Annotated in this window: 13 protein-coding genes; 3 read left to right on the top strand and 10 right to left on the bottom strand. The window is 40.4% G+C overall.

Annotation, left to right across the window (positions count from 1 at the left end; genetic code table 11):
• Positions 1 to 112 precede the first annotated feature (112 nt).
• Together E4661_RS06910 and E4661_RS06905 are read right to left on the bottom strand one after the other, a co-directional pair.
• A complete protein-coding gene (locus E4661_RS06910) occupies positions 113 to 1,261 on the bottom strand; it encodes a FecR domain-containing protein (RefSeq protein WP_136466102.1) in 1,149 nt (382 codons plus the stop codon).
• A 140-nt stretch (positions 1,262 to 1,401) separates the two neighbouring features.
• Positions 1,402 to 1,992: an RNA polymerase sigma-70 factor gene (locus E4661_RS06905; RefSeq protein ID WP_136466101.1), complete on the bottom strand. Its 591-nt coding sequence runs from the start codon at positions 1,990 to 1,992 to the stop codon at positions 1,402 to 1,404.
• Positions 1,993 to 2,308: 316 nt separating this feature from the next.
• Between E4661_RS06905 and E4661_RS19650 the strand changes: the two genes are divergently transcribed.
• Positions 2,309 to 2,824: a Gfo/Idh/MocA family oxidoreductase gene (locus E4661_RS19650; protein WP_136466100.1), complete on the top strand. Its 516-nt coding sequence runs from the start codon at positions 2,309 to 2,311 to the stop codon at positions 2,822 to 2,824.
• On the opposite strand, the gene E4661_RS06895 is transcribed toward E4661_RS19650, so the two are convergent.
• Together E4661_RS06895 and E4661_RS19270 are read right to left on the bottom strand one after the other, a co-directional pair.
• A complete protein-coding gene (locus E4661_RS06895) occupies positions 2,705 to 3,349 on the bottom strand; it encodes a DUF1549 domain-containing protein (RefSeq protein WP_205728935.1) in 645 nt (214 codons plus the stop codon). The two genes, E4661_RS19650 and E4661_RS06895, sit on opposite strands and share 120 nt — an antisense overlap.
• Before the next feature lie 38 nt (positions 3,350 to 3,387).
• Positions 3,388 to 3,732: a c-type cytochrome domain-containing protein gene (locus E4661_RS19270; RefSeq protein ID WP_205728934.1), complete on the bottom strand. Its 345-nt coding sequence runs from the start codon at positions 3,730 to 3,732 to the stop codon at positions 3,388 to 3,390.
• A gap of 297 nt (positions 3,733 to 4,029) precedes the next feature.
• Here E4661_RS19270 and E4661_RS06890 point away from each other — a divergent pair, with 297 nt between their 5' ends.
• On the top strand, positions 4,030 to 4,764 hold the full coding sequence (locus E4661_RS06890; RefSeq protein WP_136466099.1) for a hypothetical protein: 735 nt from the start codon (positions 4,030 to 4,032) through the stop codon (positions 4,762 to 4,764).
• Between the two features lie 215 nt (positions 4,765 to 4,979).
• On the opposite strand, the gene E4661_RS06885 is transcribed toward E4661_RS06890, so the two are convergent.
• The gene (locus tag E4661_RS06885) at positions 4,980 to 5,987 is read right to left on the bottom strand and encodes an alpha/beta hydrolase (RefSeq protein ID WP_136466098.1); all 1,008 of its coding nucleotides are present in this window, start codon (positions 5,985 to 5,987) and stop codon (positions 4,980 to 4,982) included.
• Positions 5,988 to 6,072: 85 nt separating this feature from the next.
• Between E4661_RS06885 and E4661_RS06880 the strand changes: the two genes are divergently transcribed.
• Positions 6,073 to 7,326, top strand: a complete 1,254-nt coding sequence (locus tag E4661_RS06880) for an NRAMP family divalent metal transporter (RefSeq protein WP_136466097.1) — start codon at positions 6,073 to 6,075, stop codon at positions 7,324 to 7,326.
• Here the strand turns inward: E4661_RS06880 and E4661_RS06875 are convergent.
• The 5 genes from E4661_RS06875 to E4661_RS06855 form a co-directional block, all read right to left on the bottom strand.
• Positions 7,319 to 9,274, bottom strand: coding sequence for an OmpA family protein (locus E4661_RS06875; protein WP_136466096.1), 1,956 nt, complete (start codon positions 9,272 to 9,274; stop codon positions 7,319 to 7,321). The genes E4661_RS06880 and E4661_RS06875 overlap by 8 nt on opposite strands.
• A gap of 1 nt (position 9,275) precedes the next feature.
• A complete protein-coding gene (locus tag E4661_RS06870) occupies positions 9,276 to 10,268 on the bottom strand; it encodes a PorP/SprF family type IX secretion system membrane protein (protein ID WP_136466095.1) in 993 nt (330 codons plus the stop codon).
• A 9-nt stretch (positions 10,269 to 10,277) separates the two neighbouring features.
• The gene (locus E4661_RS06865; protein ID WP_136466094.1) at positions 10,278 to 13,625 is read right to left on the bottom strand and encodes a T9SS type B sorting domain-containing protein; all 3,348 of its coding nucleotides are present in this window, start codon (positions 13,623 to 13,625) and stop codon (positions 10,278 to 10,280) included.
• Positions 13,626 to 13,780: 155 nt separating this feature from the next.
• Complete coding sequence (gene fabD / locus E4661_RS06860) at positions 13,781 to 14,662, bottom strand: ACP S-malonyltransferase (RefSeq protein WP_136466093.1); 882 nt, start codon at positions 14,660 to 14,662, stop codon at positions 13,781 to 13,783.
• A gap of 97 nt (positions 14,663 to 14,759) precedes the next feature.
• The gene (locus tag E4661_RS06855; RefSeq protein WP_136466092.1) at positions 14,760 to 15,275 is read right to left on the bottom strand and encodes a gamma carbonic anhydrase family protein; all 516 of its coding nucleotides are present in this window, start codon (positions 15,273 to 15,275) and stop codon (positions 14,760 to 14,762) included.
• Positions 15,276 to 15,334: the final 59 nt, after the last annotated feature.

The following is a 15,334-nucleotide window of genomic DNA, read 5'->3' as shown; positions in this document are numbered from 1 at the left end:
TTGTGGTTGTACATTAGTTAGAATCACGATTAGCTATCGGGGGATGTTGGCCCATCCTCCGATTTTTGTGATTTATTGGGTCGTTAGTTGTTGGTCATATTTAAGTTAGCGTTTAGTTAATAATTATTTGACTGTTGGTTATGGTATAATCTATTGCGTAGTTCTCTTTAAATGCTTCCATTACTTGCTCGATCGTCTCTATATCAAAAGAAGCATTATAAAATCTTTCATCCAATGATGCATTATTGTTCACAATGGTTACGTTATAGCGTCTTTCCAGTTTTTTCCTAATATTTTTAAACGGAGTGTTCTTAAAAACCATCCTACCATTTATCCACGAGGTATAAATATTGGTGTCCACCTCTTCTATAGTCATTCTACCTAATTCCCTGTTCCATGAAGCTTTCTGATTTGGTGTTATGATATATGACGACTCTTGTGTGTTACCATTTTTTGAATCAAATAATTGCACTGACCCTTCCACCAACACCGTATTGATATCGTCATCTTCAGGGTAGGAAGACACATTGAACTTGGTTCCGAGAACTTTTACCTGAATATTATTCGCGTTTACAAGAAAAGGGTGATTTTCATCTCTGGTAACATCAAAATAGGCTTCACCCCACACTTCGACCTCTCTGGAAAGGCCTTCAATAAACTGAATTGGATATTTAATGGTACTTCCTGCATTAACCTTTACTTGTGTGCCATCTGATAATACCAAATCAAACTTTTTACCTAAAGGAACTGTCAATTCATTATAAACCAACTCTTTCGACTGAGTCGGGTTTTGTTCATATGCAATTGTGCCGCCCTTTTGAAAACCTATCACGTTACCTTTGGAATCCGTAATCTTCTTTTCGTCATTTTCGGAAATCACATCAACATTTCCATCTTCTTGTATCAAAACAATCGAATTCGAAACATCTTGATTTGTTTCCAACATTGGAATCGCATCTTTATCATTTAAGAAAACAAAAAGAACCCCAGCAATAATTGCAATGCTTGCCGCATACCTAATAAACAGAGGCACAATACGTCTTACCTTATTATCGCGACGGGATTTTTTATCGATGTCATCCGTTAATCTACCCAACATCTTTTCTTTCAACTCTTGAGGGTTGCCCAATTCCTTAGGCCAATCCTCAAATCCGTCTTCTTGAAAACTGTTAAAATAGTTTACGAGAAATCCTTCTTCTTCCTTATTGGTGATTCCTTTATGATGTTTTTCCAACAGGCGCAAAAAGTTATTTTTATCCATATTGATTTTAATAGCCAAAACATGGCCTTTGTATTATAGTGTCAATAATTAAGGGCACCCCCTAGTCAAGGGTCGATTTTTTTAACTCCTTTTTTAAGGAATTACAATAAAATTAGGTTAATTATTTGACAGTCAATAATTTAAGATACCATCAAAATTATGGCCAAAAGTAGGCTACCAACAGAGTTTCGTAGAATTTTTAACGCCTTCGTCATGTGGTTTTCAACCGTTTTAGTAGAAATATGTAGTCGTACGGAAATCTCGGCATGGCTTAAGTGCTCATTTCTACTTAGAATGTAAACTTCTCGACATTTTTTTGGTAAGTGTGCAACTGTCCTATTTATTTTCTCTACAAGTTCTTGGTACAAGTATTCGGATTCAGGGCAGTTGTGATGTATTCTATGATCCAGGCCTTCAAAAAGTTCGGTTCTAACGGTTTTTTCCTTTTTTCGTATTTGCGCAAAAACCTGATAACGCACACACGAAAAAAAGTAGGTTTTGAATGTAGACTTTACTTTAATTTTTTTCCGTCGATTCCAAATATCCATAAAAACCTCCTGCACTACATCCTCACATAGCTTTTTATCTCTAAGCACATTATACGCAGCCAAATAAGCGGAATCCCAATATCGGTCATAGAGTTCCGCAAGAGCACTCTCATCGTTCATTTGCAAACGACCTAATAGTGCTTCATCGGTGTGAAGGATAGAGGTTTTAATAAGTTTAGCCATAAGGTTGATCTACGGAATTTTTGCAAAACAAAAAATCCATGCTCCCAAGTAATAAAAAATTACCAATACAAACTTTACAATTTTTTAGCACAATGTTGTATTTTTTTTGCAAAAACTATTCGATTAAGCTCTAATTTATGAAAATTAACATAATTGTATGTATTTTCCTATAGAATTATTTAAACAAAAATTCACCTATTTAAGTATTTTTTTTGCTAAGAATTTAGCATACCTCAACCTTCAATAATTGACTGTTCAACTTGTTGTTTTTTCACCTAAAAATTGTGCAAGACCGATATACTGATCATTAAATCAAATGATTGATCTAAACTGGATAGTTTTTTGGTATACAGATGTCACTTCTACAACAAAAAACAGTTGCAATAATAACCTACGAAACTTATATTTATATAAACCATACCAAATGATTAAAATTGGAATAATCGGGGTGGGAAGAATGGGAAAAATCCACCTTGAAAATCTTTCCACAAAAATTGAAGGGGTAGAACTTATAGCTGCAGTAAACCCCAGTACTGAGGGTCAAAAATTCGCTTTAGATCATGGAGTCAAAAATGTTTCGGGAAACATTGACATTATCATTGACAATCCTGAAATTGATGCTGTCCTCATAAGTTCTTCAAGTGATACCCATTCTGATTTTGCAGTTAAAGCTGGCAAAGCAATTTTCTGCGAAAAACCCATTGACAAACCTTTACAAAAAGCAAGTGAAACTGTAAACATAATCTCCGATTTGAACGTTCCACTTATGATTGGCCTCATCTTGTTTTACATCCACGGGACTATGGGTACCTTCGCCCATGGCATAAAATGAGGTTGCGATTTGTGATTCAAAAATTCCACTTTTCAAATCATATCGTTTTTCCGGCAAAAGATCTCCAGCTAAATGCTCTTTTAACAATTGATCATAGGGAATATCATTATTGAATGTCCTTATAAGGTAATCGCGATACTTCCAAGCTTCTGTAATGGGATAATCGAACTCATGTCCTTTGGTTTCGGCATATCTAACCAAATCCATCCAATGCCTTGCCCATCTTTCGCCAAAGGCCTTGGAGTTTAGGTATCTGTCCACCATTTTTTCGTAAGTATTTTTGGAGGTATCCGAAATATAACCGTCCACCTCTTCTGAAGAAGGCGGAAGCCCTGTCAACAGATATGCTACTCTTCTGACAAGAGTGTTCTTGTCAGCTTCCGGTGCTCTTTCAAGTCCTTTTTGTTCTAGTTGCGCATCAACAAAAAAGTCGATATCAGCCCCCTTGTTTTCTTCTGACTGGACGGGTTTGATGAATGACCAATGCGGTTTCCACTGTGCTCCTTGTTTTATCCATTTTGCCAAGAGATCTTTTTCCCTTTGGGTAAGCTTACTATTGGTTTCTAGTGGGGCATAATCTTATCATCGTGCTCATGGTTTATGCGGTGCATCAGATGACTTTTGTCCGGTTTACCCGGAACAACCGCATAGCCACCATCTTTTAACGCAGCCGTAGCTCCTTCAAAAGTATCCAAACGTAAATCCGCTTTTCTACTGCTGGGGTCGGGACCATGGCACAAATAACAGTTCTGGACAAGTATGGGCCGTATATGAAAATTAAAGTCAACTGTTTTTGGAAGTGGTTCGTACGCTGATTCAGAATTTCCACAAGAAAATAGCATGGCACAAATAGCAAACAATGCACCTCCCCTTCGGTATATTCCTATGCTTTCCTTAAACGTGAACACATCAGTCAAGTTATAAAATTCTTTTGATCGGGGAGTTTTCCCCGTTATTTAAAATGCTCACGTGAGCTTTACAAACATTTTATCAAGAAAATATAAAAGAGCCCTTCATTGAGTAAAAGCTACGCACCTCTTTTCTGAATTCCTTTCTTTACCCTATAACCAACCTCATCTTATCGCTCCGTCAATTTAAAAAGAGTATCCATTGGTTCAAAAGGGGCATCCATCAAATCATAGCCCAATCCCACATAACCTTTCTATAGCTTCGCTTATTCATATGAATTAAACCTAGAAAATATTATGAAACAGTTTAACTTACTTTATGTTTTTAGTTTGGCCATTGCCCTAGCATTGACTTCTTGCTCAGGAAAAGATGGCATAAATGGTGAAATTGGCCCCCAAGGCCCTACAGGTCAACGAGGCCCACAGGGAGAACAGGGAGGCCAAGGCGCTGACGGTGCCGATGGTACAAACGGAGTGGGCTTTGACGAGCTTACTAAATACGGCCACCTTACCATGGTACTGGAAGGTACACGACCCGATGGCGTGGAGTTTAGGAATTCTACCGCATTTAAGTTTACTCCAGTGGAAGGCAACGAATTAAATGTCTCCAACATACTAAAGGTTACGGAAAACGTTGACATTACCAATTACGAATTTCAGATTAGACGTTTTTTTAGCTCCCCTGACGATAGCTATCAATATAGCAGGCTTGATTTTAGCAATTTCAGCATTGACAATCTAGGTGAGAATAACGAAGAAGTAGTTGATGTACAGCTATCTATTAGACAATATGCTGTAATAGGGGACGACAACAAGTATTTTATAATGGATGACACCTTTTACACAGATAGCGAAGGGGTCTCCGGCTTCGAAATCACGGATATCACTTTTGATGCAGAAACCAACCATCTTACCTTTTCTTACAGTCTTAACGTAGATGGTAACAACAACGACTCTGGGAACGACCTTTCCATTTCAGGTACGGCAGACGTTTACGTGCTGGAACAGATTGAGCAAGACTTAGATAATTAAAATAGGAACAAGCATCTGTAATTTGGCTGAAGACGGTGGCTTCATCATAGGCCCATAATTAACACTATTAAAAAGTAACAGATAGGGAGGAGGGTATCTAGAAATATGGTTCGTCAAACTGAACTTGTTTAAGTTTCCCATAAACATTGGTTGTCAAATTGTTGAGATTCTGAAATTAATTCAGAATGACGAGTTTTTACCTTTTTTAGACCCTCCTATTTTATTGGAGACAACCCCAATACTTGTTCCAAAAATTTGTTGGTTTCCCTTTTAACAGCGTCCAATTTTTTTGAGGTAATGTATGAGGCAATTACATGGTCTCCAACTTCTGCAAACGCCACTTTGCGTTTCATTGCAGGTGGTGTTCCCAATTGGTCATACATTTTCAACATCGCTGGTACTGAAACTACTTTATCCTGTATGGAATCGTTTTTATAAAAATAACCCATGAACGTTGGTTGGGTCACTTTTTCAAAAGTTTCAGTATTCATGGTATTATCCACTAATGCTTGAAGTTGTGTCAATGCTTCCATTCGATATTTTGTTGTCCAGTATTTTTTCTTTTCCTCCGTGGCTTCAAACTCGTAATAATCACTCTTCTTTACTGCTTTTGCCAACTGTATACCCCATGGCCTCGATAACAGTTTTGCACTTTGGTCATAAATTTCAATGTTTGGCGAATAGAGTAATATTCCGGCTATGTCGGCATCTCCACCAGCTAAATGCAAAGCCAATGTCCCCCCAGTGGATGTAGCCATAATAATGACTTTCTTGCCAATCCGCTTTGCGACCGCAATAGCCTCTTTTGCAGAATCTATTACATCGTCAGCGGTCAGTTGCAGCATCCCTTCCTTTTCATTCAATCCATGTCCGGCCAAACGAGGCAAATAGAGGTTGCAACCATATCGTTTTGCGGTCTCCAAATGGATTGGGTCTCCTTCTTTGCCGCTGGCCGACCATCCGTGAATATATACAATGCTGTAATCTGTTTTGGATGGAATGCTGTCAAACCAAACTATTCTTGCCTCATTTTCAGGTTTTATATTGGTTATTCCATCTTCTTTTTCATCTATCCATTTTTCTAGTTCCACCAAATTTGAAGGTACTTCTGGAAGCGTTTTGTCCATATTTGGTTTATTCACCTTCGGACCTAGCAAATAGACAACCACTAGCAGGGCAACAAGCAATAAAAAACCTTTGAGAATCTTGAGAAGTAGTTTCATGAAATGTTATTATTTGACGGTGGTCAATATGATTTTTACGGAGTTACATAAATATACTATTTTAGTCAGATGTACTTTAGCTTTCATGTCAAAACTTAAGATTCTTCTAAAAAACCTTGGCCCAGGCTTATTGTTTGCCAGCATGGCCATAGGAACTTCCCATTTGGTGCTTTCAACAAAGGCAGGTGCCCAATACGGTTGGATCATGGTGATTCCCATTTTATTGGCCAATATTCTAAAATATCCTTTTTTTGAATTCGGGATACGATATACCACCGTAACCGGGAAAAGCTTGATACAGGGCTATCTTGAACTGGGAAAAAAATATCTGTGGATCTATGCCTTTGTAACGGTAATTTCCACATTCACCATACTGGCAGCGCTCTATGTGGTAACTGCAGGTCTCTTCATGAACTTGTTCCATATTTCCGGTGTTGGTATAGGTACTGTTGCCCTTTGCTTGTTTGTATTTATCGGAACTTTACTAATCATAGGCAAATATCGATTTCTTGAAAATTCGTTGAAAGCCATCATCTCTATCCTGTTTGTGGCATTGCTCATCACAACGGCAATGGTCATCAACAAAGGTGGCGTATCCGGTGCAGAATCATACCAAAGACCAGAAATATTCAATGAAATAGGTGTCCTTTTTTTAATTAGTCTTATGGGCTGGATGCCCACAGCAGTGGAAGCATCGGGCTGGGTTAGTCTATGGAGTATGGAAAATATGAAAACGATGAAGGAAAGGCCCTCATTAAAAGAAGCACTTCAAGAGTTTGGTCTAGGTTATTTTTTAACGGCACTTCTCGCCATTTTCTTTTTGATCATTGGATGGATGACCCTTTATGGTACGGGAACAGAGCTTAGCGGAAGTGCTGTGGTATTTGCAGATCAGGTTGTGAACCTTTTTACTTCCCATATTGGTAATTGGGCCTATATTTTAATCGCTGTGGCCGCTTTTGCAACCATGTTCAGCACCTGCATGACCGCCCATGATGCGGTATCAAGGGTAAGTCTGGATGTACTCCAAAAGCTCTTTCCAAATATGAAGTCCTTGATAAGTAGACATTCATTTCCCGCAGCTGTGGTCTTTATGGCTGTTGTAAATTGGATAGTTATTGTTGTTTTCGGTGCGAATATGGGTGATTTGGTAGCACTTGCAACGTTTGTTTCTTTTGTTATGGCCCCCTTGATAGGATGGATGAACCTGAAAACCGTAATGGGAAACGATATGCCTGTTGAACATAGACCTAAAAAAGGGTTGCAATGGCTAACCTACCTAGGGATGGTGTTCCTTTCTTTCTTTTCGGTATACTACTGCTGGATTTTACTTAGTTAAAAAGTACATTGTCATTCAATACAACAATCAATGAACGTTGGTTTTGTTGGTGTAAAACCTCCAAACAATAGACACCATTTGTGCAGTTGTTCAAAATTTTATCCTCGCCATAACCAATTGAATACAAAATATTGCTCGAAGAAACCCCTTTTCCAATCAAATATGCTTTAATCGCATCTGACCTACCTTGGGTCAGACGAAAGTTTGTACTGCTACCGCCCCTACTATCGGTATACGTTTCTATTCTTAATTGAACCATAGGAAAATCTTTGACGAACGCCACTACTTTATCCAGTTCGGCTTCAATCTCGGGTGTTAACCGCGTAGAACTTCTTCCGAAGAAAAGCTTCTTGGTCTTTACAACTTTTTGACCTTCTTTCTCTTCAACTAAATCATCATAGGATGCTATTTCAATATCGAATTCGGGATTATTCTCCAACGCTTCAACTTCGTTTTTTGAAAGTCTTTTACTAAAGGTTGAGTACCGTTCCTTATCCGCTTGGACAACAACCGTTTCTCTCCAGGGAATCTCTATGCGATAATCACCATTTTCATCGGAAAGGGTTTCTGCCAAAAGAGTTCCATCCACATCCCACAACCCAACTGATACCCTATCCAAAATATCCGATTTCTTATTGGATTTCACCACTTTTCCCTTTAGGGCTAAGGTTCTAAGTCCAGGTTTTTGGTCCACTTTAAAGCCGTAAATATCATCTTCTCCTTTTCCTCCGGGCCTATTTGACGCGAAATACCCCAAAAGACCATCTCCCGCGTTTCGCATGACCAATCCAAAATCATCTTCAGCAGAATTGATTCCGCTTCCCAGATTTACTGGAATGCTAAAGTTTCCATCTTCAATTTCAGCTTTGTAGACATCCATACCTCCAAGGCCATAGAACACGTCAGATGAAAAATAGAAACTGTTTTCAAAAATAAACGGTGCAATCTCGTTTCCCGATGAATTTATTCGAGGCCCAAGATTTACCGGTGCCGACATAATCTGTCCATTATTGGTATGCACATAATAGATATCTGTACCGCCGTAACCATCTTCAAAATCGGCGGAAAAATACAGTTTCCCGCTCTTATGGTCATAAAAAGGATAATAAAACGAAGTGCTCAAATCTTTCAACAATAATCTAACGGGATCATCTTTTCGCTGCATTACTATAGACAAGGCATTTTTACCATTTTCATCAAAGGACATCTCTCCATCTTCAGTATTGGACATGACATAGAATATACTTTCCAATTCCTTTGAGTAACTGGGAGTAGCTTTATGAAAATTAGAGCTTTGAAGACCTGAAAAGGGAATGACCGTGGAAATCTGCCCATCTTCCTGTATGTTAGCTTCAAAAATATTTAGGTATCCCACACCGTTTGATTTTCTCCTCTTCTTATCCGTTCTCTCCACTCGACGACCACTAGTAAACAAAATTTTATTATTATAAAAGCTTGGAGAGAAATCCAGTTGGGGGCTGTTTTCTTCTAAATTAAAAATCTCGAAATTTAAATTTTCAATCAATGCATCACCATTCAATAATTGGGTATTGAACTCCATATTTTCCAAAAACTCTTTCGGGAATTTTGATGATATAATTTTCAAAATTTCTTCTTTTCTTCCTTTTTCAGAGCTTTTGGATATGCTTCGGAGCATTTTGTTCAAATGATGCTTATCATCCAGTTTATCTTGCTCAAAGAGGTCTATATAAACCTTGGAGGCTTTTTCAAAACCATCTATATTAAAATAGGAATCCCCAAGGTTCAAATACTGTTCTTCAGTCAACGTTCCATTAACGAGTTCAGATTCATATGCAAGAATTGCATTTTTATAATCGTACTGAAAAAAATACGTATCTCCTTTTGACTTTTTGGATTGGGACAAACCCATCATCATTCCCAAAATAAAAATAGAGTACGTAAGGAATATTTTCTTTGTTCTTAGCATATTAGAAGAATCTTGGGGAGTCTATTTGTTTGGAGCTACCTTTTTGTTTTTTATCCTTGTTCCTGTTTCTCGAGCCTCGACCAGCACCTTCCCTTCCGATATAAAACTTTAATATGGCTTCGTGGCTTCCTCCTGAATACTCGCCTAGCCCGTTGGTATTGTAGTCATACGTATATCCAATAAATAGTGTGTTTGATATCTGGAAACCGGCCAAGCCACTAACCGCGTTATCAAATCTATAGGAAGCGCCTAGTGTCAATGCATCAATAAACTGAAAGTTAGCGGATAAATTTAAATTTAAAGGTGATCCTGACAAGTAATTTATCAAAAATGCCGGTTTAAACTTGGTTCTTTCAGAAATCTGAAAAACGTATCCACCAATGGCATTGAACTGCATATTGTCTTCAACAACCGTGGCCACTTCATCGTTATACAGTCCATTGGTGAGGAAATTTGGTACTGACAGTCCAAGATACCAATCTTCATCACCGTACATAAAAAGCCCAGCACCCACCGTTGGGTAAAAATTACTTTGGTTTTCACCAACCAATGTCGGATCAGATGGGTTTACAACAGTCCCTTTGGAATAATCCAAATTTAGAAAGGATCCTCCGGCCACCATACCAAATGAAAGCTTGGTGTTATCAGAAAGATTAATCTGATAGGAATAAGAAAGATTCGCATAGGTCTGCTTAGATGGTCCCAACTCATCTTGAACCACGTTTAGCCCCAGTCCACTTTTTTCATTGGCCAAAGGAACATTCGCTCCAAAACGGATAGTTGTTGGAGCACCTGGAATATCTACCCATTGCGCCCTATACAAGCCTGCAATCTCGGGGCTTTCCACCGTACCCACGTACCCTGGATTAAAGCTCCCTATGTTATACATGTATTGTGTATACTGTGGCTCTTTCTGTCCAAAGCAGGTGCCCACATAGCCCATTAAAAATACGAGCGTAATTCTTTTGCACAATGTTAAACCCTTATTTGGCATATTCCCTTTTTATCTTATGATTTGAATCCAACCTTTGACCACATTGCTCCCGTCTCCATTAAGATCCAGAATATAAAAATATGTTCCTTTCGGTAAATTACCATTGCTTCCGGTACCATCCCACGAGCTATCATATCGGTTCATTTGGAAGACACTATTTCCATAGCGGTCAAATATTTCTATACTATTGTTGGAATACTCATTATTAGGGTCTACAAATACTAAAGTATCATTAATACCATCTCCATTGGGAGAAAATATGTTACAAATAGTTCCTGGGTCATTGCAAGGACTTTCTACCACCCTAACAGCAATGGTGGCAACATTATTGGATGATACCCCGTCTATCGGAAAGGTCGAAGTAATTGTGGCTGTATTTTGAAGCTGTCCTAACGAAGTGACCCTAACTGTTATATCTAAGGTAATTCTTTCTTCAGGAGGAGTTATCTCGGCAATGGTCCACTCTCCCGAATTTTGATCATATGTTCCTTTGGAAGCGGTATGGGAAACATATTCAAACCCTGTGTTTCCTCCCATCAAATCTGTTACTATAACGTTTAAAACTCTTTCATTAGCAGTATTTTCCAAGGTAATGGTGAAAATAATTTCACTATTTAATAAAGGAGTGTCATTGTTCACCGTCTTAGTCAAAGCCAAATCAATTGGCTCAGGATTACAATCAGGGGTCAAGAAAGGATCGCATGCATCCAATGGATCCGTTGCATTTTCAGGGACAGCTGTAGTACTTGGATCATCGACATTCAATACTTCTTCACCGTCGGTTAGTCCATCACCGTCAGTGTCAGAATCATTAGGGTTTGTTCCCAAAGTATTTTCTTCACTATCAGTCAATCCGTCTCCATCAGTGTCCACCGTACAATCGTTTACCGAAATGGTCACCTGAACAGAGGTGTTAGTACATGGGGCTACCGCTCCGGTTGTAGTATATTCAAAAACATAATTTCCACTTTGCAGACCCTCAAAATCAACATTGTTCTCGGAATCTATAACTACTGCTCCATTTGATGGGTCTGTTACTATTGCCCAAGTTCCCACATCAGCACCGGTTAGTGTATTATCCAAGTCTATGGTTGTTGGACCACCTTCATCTTCCATATTGCAAGCTTCTGTGTTCTCAGGCGTACCTGCAGAAGGGGTTTGGTTTATCTCGGCAACTACTTCAATCCTTTCCGAGCTACATCCGTTTGCAGTGGCTTCTACATAAAACGAAGTCGAAGCGGATATGTTTGGGGTTTCAAAAGAAGGCCCAGATCCCAAAATCGTTCCACCAGTGGCTACATCATACCAGTTTAGAGTGCTATCATCACTCACTACAGCGGTTAATGTCAAGGTACCTTCTCCACATCTTGAGTCACCTGAAGTACTATTTATGGTTGGTGTACTGAAAAGCTCTAAGGTAACCGTAAGTACCGGACTTGCGCAACTATTTGTTGAGTCATAGAAAAATCCAAAATAAGCTCCAGGGGCGTTGACCAGACTATTCCTATGGGCAGCTGTTTGCAATGGGTCCGGGTTTGTGCTCCATGTTAGTTCGCTTCCTGCTGGTGGAGAATTCGTGACATAATTGTCCAAATCAGCCAAAACGGTATCACAAAATTCCGTGGATACATCAGGATCCAACATAGGTGCATTGATACCAGCATTACAAGGAATGGCACAATCTTGGACCGTTATCACCAAATCCACCGATTGATCAACGCAGGGCGCCACAGCTCCGGAAGTAGTATAAGTAAAGGTGTAATCTCCCAGCGGCTGTCCGTTAAAGTTGACAATATTACTTGCATTGATAGTAATCGATGCTCCTCCTGGGGCATTGCTTAACGTCCAATTACCTGCATCTGCCCCTGTCAATTGATCGTCCAAATCCACAACACTATCTCCCTCACTGGAATCATTACATGTAGCTACATTATTAGTATTTCCTGCCGAAGGTGTAGAACTCTGTGTAATTGTCACGCTCAACGTTGGGCTTGCGCAATTATTTACTGCATCATAGAAAAATCCAAAGTAAGTTCCCGGTGTATTCACGGTGCTTGTTGGTAAATAATCACCAGTAGCACTTGTATCTGAGTTTGTACTCCATCTTAAATTCGATCCTGAAGGTATCGCTGTGTCAGTATACGCATCGAGGTCTTGTGTGAAAGCGTCGCAGAAACCTCTAATCACTAATCCATTCAACACTGGCGCATTGTTTCCTGCTGCGCAGGAATCATCATTGATAATGGTAACCGTTGCAGTATCAGAGATATCAACAGCTAAAGAAGTATTGGCCAAATTGGCCATTCTGACAATTATTGTTTCATTTGGTTCTATAACATTATCAGCACTAGGAGTAACATCAAATTCTTCAAATTCTCCGGCCGTCCCAGCAAATGTCAGCACCAAATTATCAATATCAGCATAGTCATTATCAGCAAAAGTTGCTGAGCCATCATCTGTAAAAACCCTTACGGTAAAACCACCACTCACCGGATTGTCAAGTGTTGCTCTCATGGTTATAGAGCCGTCATCTTCGTTTCCACTCTCATTGTCAATTGTTACAGCAGCAACGTCCTCGCTGCTTATCGTGACACTGTCACTGCCGGGAGCCCCCACCGTATAGCCCGTGCCCGCATCAAGGGTCACGATGACCGTCTCGTCCACCTCCACCTCCGCATCGTTGACAGGGGTCAGCGTGATGTCCGCCGTCTGCTCGGTGTCCAATATGTCGACACTGCCCGTGAGGCCGGAATAGTCGCCCGCGCCCGCAGTGCCCGATATGCTGTAGTCGACCGTTATGGTACCGCCGCTGCTGTTGGGAACGTCAAGGCTCACACGGAAGGTGCCCGTGTCCAAAGGGCTCTCGGAGGCGGCGCCGTCTATCGCCACTATCGTCGCCACCGGGTCCGGGGCAACGTCCTCGCTGCTTATCGTGACACTGTCACTGCCGGGAGCCCCCACCGTATAGCCCGTGCCCGCATCAAGGGTCACGATGACCGTCTCGTCCACCTCCACCTCCGCATCGTTGACAGGGGTCAGCGTGATGTCCGCCGTCTGCTCGGTGTCCAATATGTCGACACTGCCCGTGAGGCCGGAATAGTCGCCCGCGCCCGCAGTGCCCGATATGCTGTAGTCGACCGTTATGGTACCGCCGCTGCTGTTGGGAACGTCAAGGCTCACACGGAAGGTGCCCGTGTCCAAAGGGCTCTCGGAGGCGGCGCCGTCTATCGCCACTATCGTCGCCACCTGACCAAATCCAAAATTCAGTGAAAAAAAGGTAAATGCTATAAGTAGAAATACTCTATATCCATAGCTGGAGAACCGTGTTTTTGGGGCTTTTTCTAAAAAAGATAACATCACCTATACTATATTTCAGTATTGTTCTTTACTCATACTTTGGTTGGTGATTTGGGAAGAACCAATATTACTAAAAATTAGAGGAATGCCCCAACTAAACAGATTAAATCTAAGTTTCTTGGGTGAACGGTTCAGATGTCAGAAAAATCCTATTTTTAAACGGTTGCGGATGAAGTTTCCGCTCCTGAATCAATTTTTCGTACCAATCCTTGCAATACCTTTCCTGGACCTACCTCAACAAAGGACTTTGCTCCATCCTTAATCATTTGTTGTACGCTCTGCGTCCATTTTACCGGAGCGGTAAGTTGCAGAATCAAATTGTTCTTTATTTGATCCGAATCCGTAACAGCCGTTGTAGTCACATTTTGGTAGATTGGACAACCGGGAGCATTAAATGTTGTTGCTTCTATGGCGGCAGCCAATTCTTCCCTTGCCGGTTCCATCAACGGGGAATGAAAAGCTCCTCCTACAGGAAGCAACAATGCTCTTCGCGCCCCTGCTTCCTTCAGTTTTTCACAGGCCAAATTGACCGCTTCCACCTCGCCTGATATTACTAATTGTCCTGGACAGTTGTAATTGGCAGGCACAACAATCCCTTCTGTTTCGCTGCAAATCTTTTCAACTATTTCATCATCCAACCCCAAAACCGCGGCCATTGTGCTTGACTGTAATTCACATGCTTTTTGCATTGCCAAGGCCCGTTGGGAAACCAGCTTTAAGCCATCTTCAAAATTTAGGGTTCCATTTGCCACCAAGGCAGAAAATTCCCCTAAAGAATGCCCTGCGACCATATCTGGTTTAAAATCTTCTCCTAAAACCTTACTTAGAATAACAGAGTGTAAAAATATTGCAGGTTGTGTTACCTTGGTTTGCTTCAAATCATCTTTTGTCCCTTCAAACATTATATCAGTAATAGAAAAGCCTAAAATATCATTGGCTTGTTCGAACAACTCTTGTGCTAAAGGATGGTTTTCGTAAAGATCTAACCCCATACCTACAAATTGAGCTCCTTGCCCTGGAAAAATATATGCGTTCATCAGTTTAGTTTTTAGTTGTGCAAAAATAGAGATTATTTCGAAGGGTGAAGGGTGAAGGGTGAAGGGTGAAGGGTGAAGGGTGAAGTTAAAATATTCCTTATTCTTTTTTGAACCAAGAGGAATACATCACATACGCATCCGCAATACGATCTATTTCCCCAGCACTCAATTCCGGACTTACTTCTTTGATTTTCTTCGCGGGCATGCCCGCATAAATGCTTCCAGATTCAACACGCGTTCCTTGGGTTACAACGGCGCCTGCGGCGATAATGGAATTGCTCTCAACCACACAGTCATCCATAATTATGGCTCCCATCCCAATAAGTACATTGTCCTTTACTGTGCAACCGTGCACAATCGCGTTATGCCCTATGGATACATTGTTTCCAATATTGGTAGGGGATTTTTTATAAGTGCAATGAATAACCGCTCCATCTTGCACATTAACTTTATTGCCCATTTTTATATAATGAACATCTCCACGAACCACCGCATTGAACCATATACTGCATTGATTCCCCATAGTTACCTCACCAACTATTGTGGCATTTTCAGCAATAAAGCAATCCTCACCTATGTTTGGAAATTTTCCTTTAACGGGTTTAATGATCATTTTTAATTTCTTCTTTTGTTTGATAGGTTTTTACGGAACACCCTTAAAGTCCCTTCAAG

Origin of the sequence: Flagellimonas onchidii, from assembly GCF_004804315.1 — a bacterium.
Taxonomy (GTDB): Bacteria; Bacteroidota; Bacteroidia; order Flavobacteriales; family Flavobacteriaceae; genus Flagellimonas; species Flagellimonas onchidii.
This window is presented reverse-complemented; position numbering and strand designations above follow the sequence as displayed.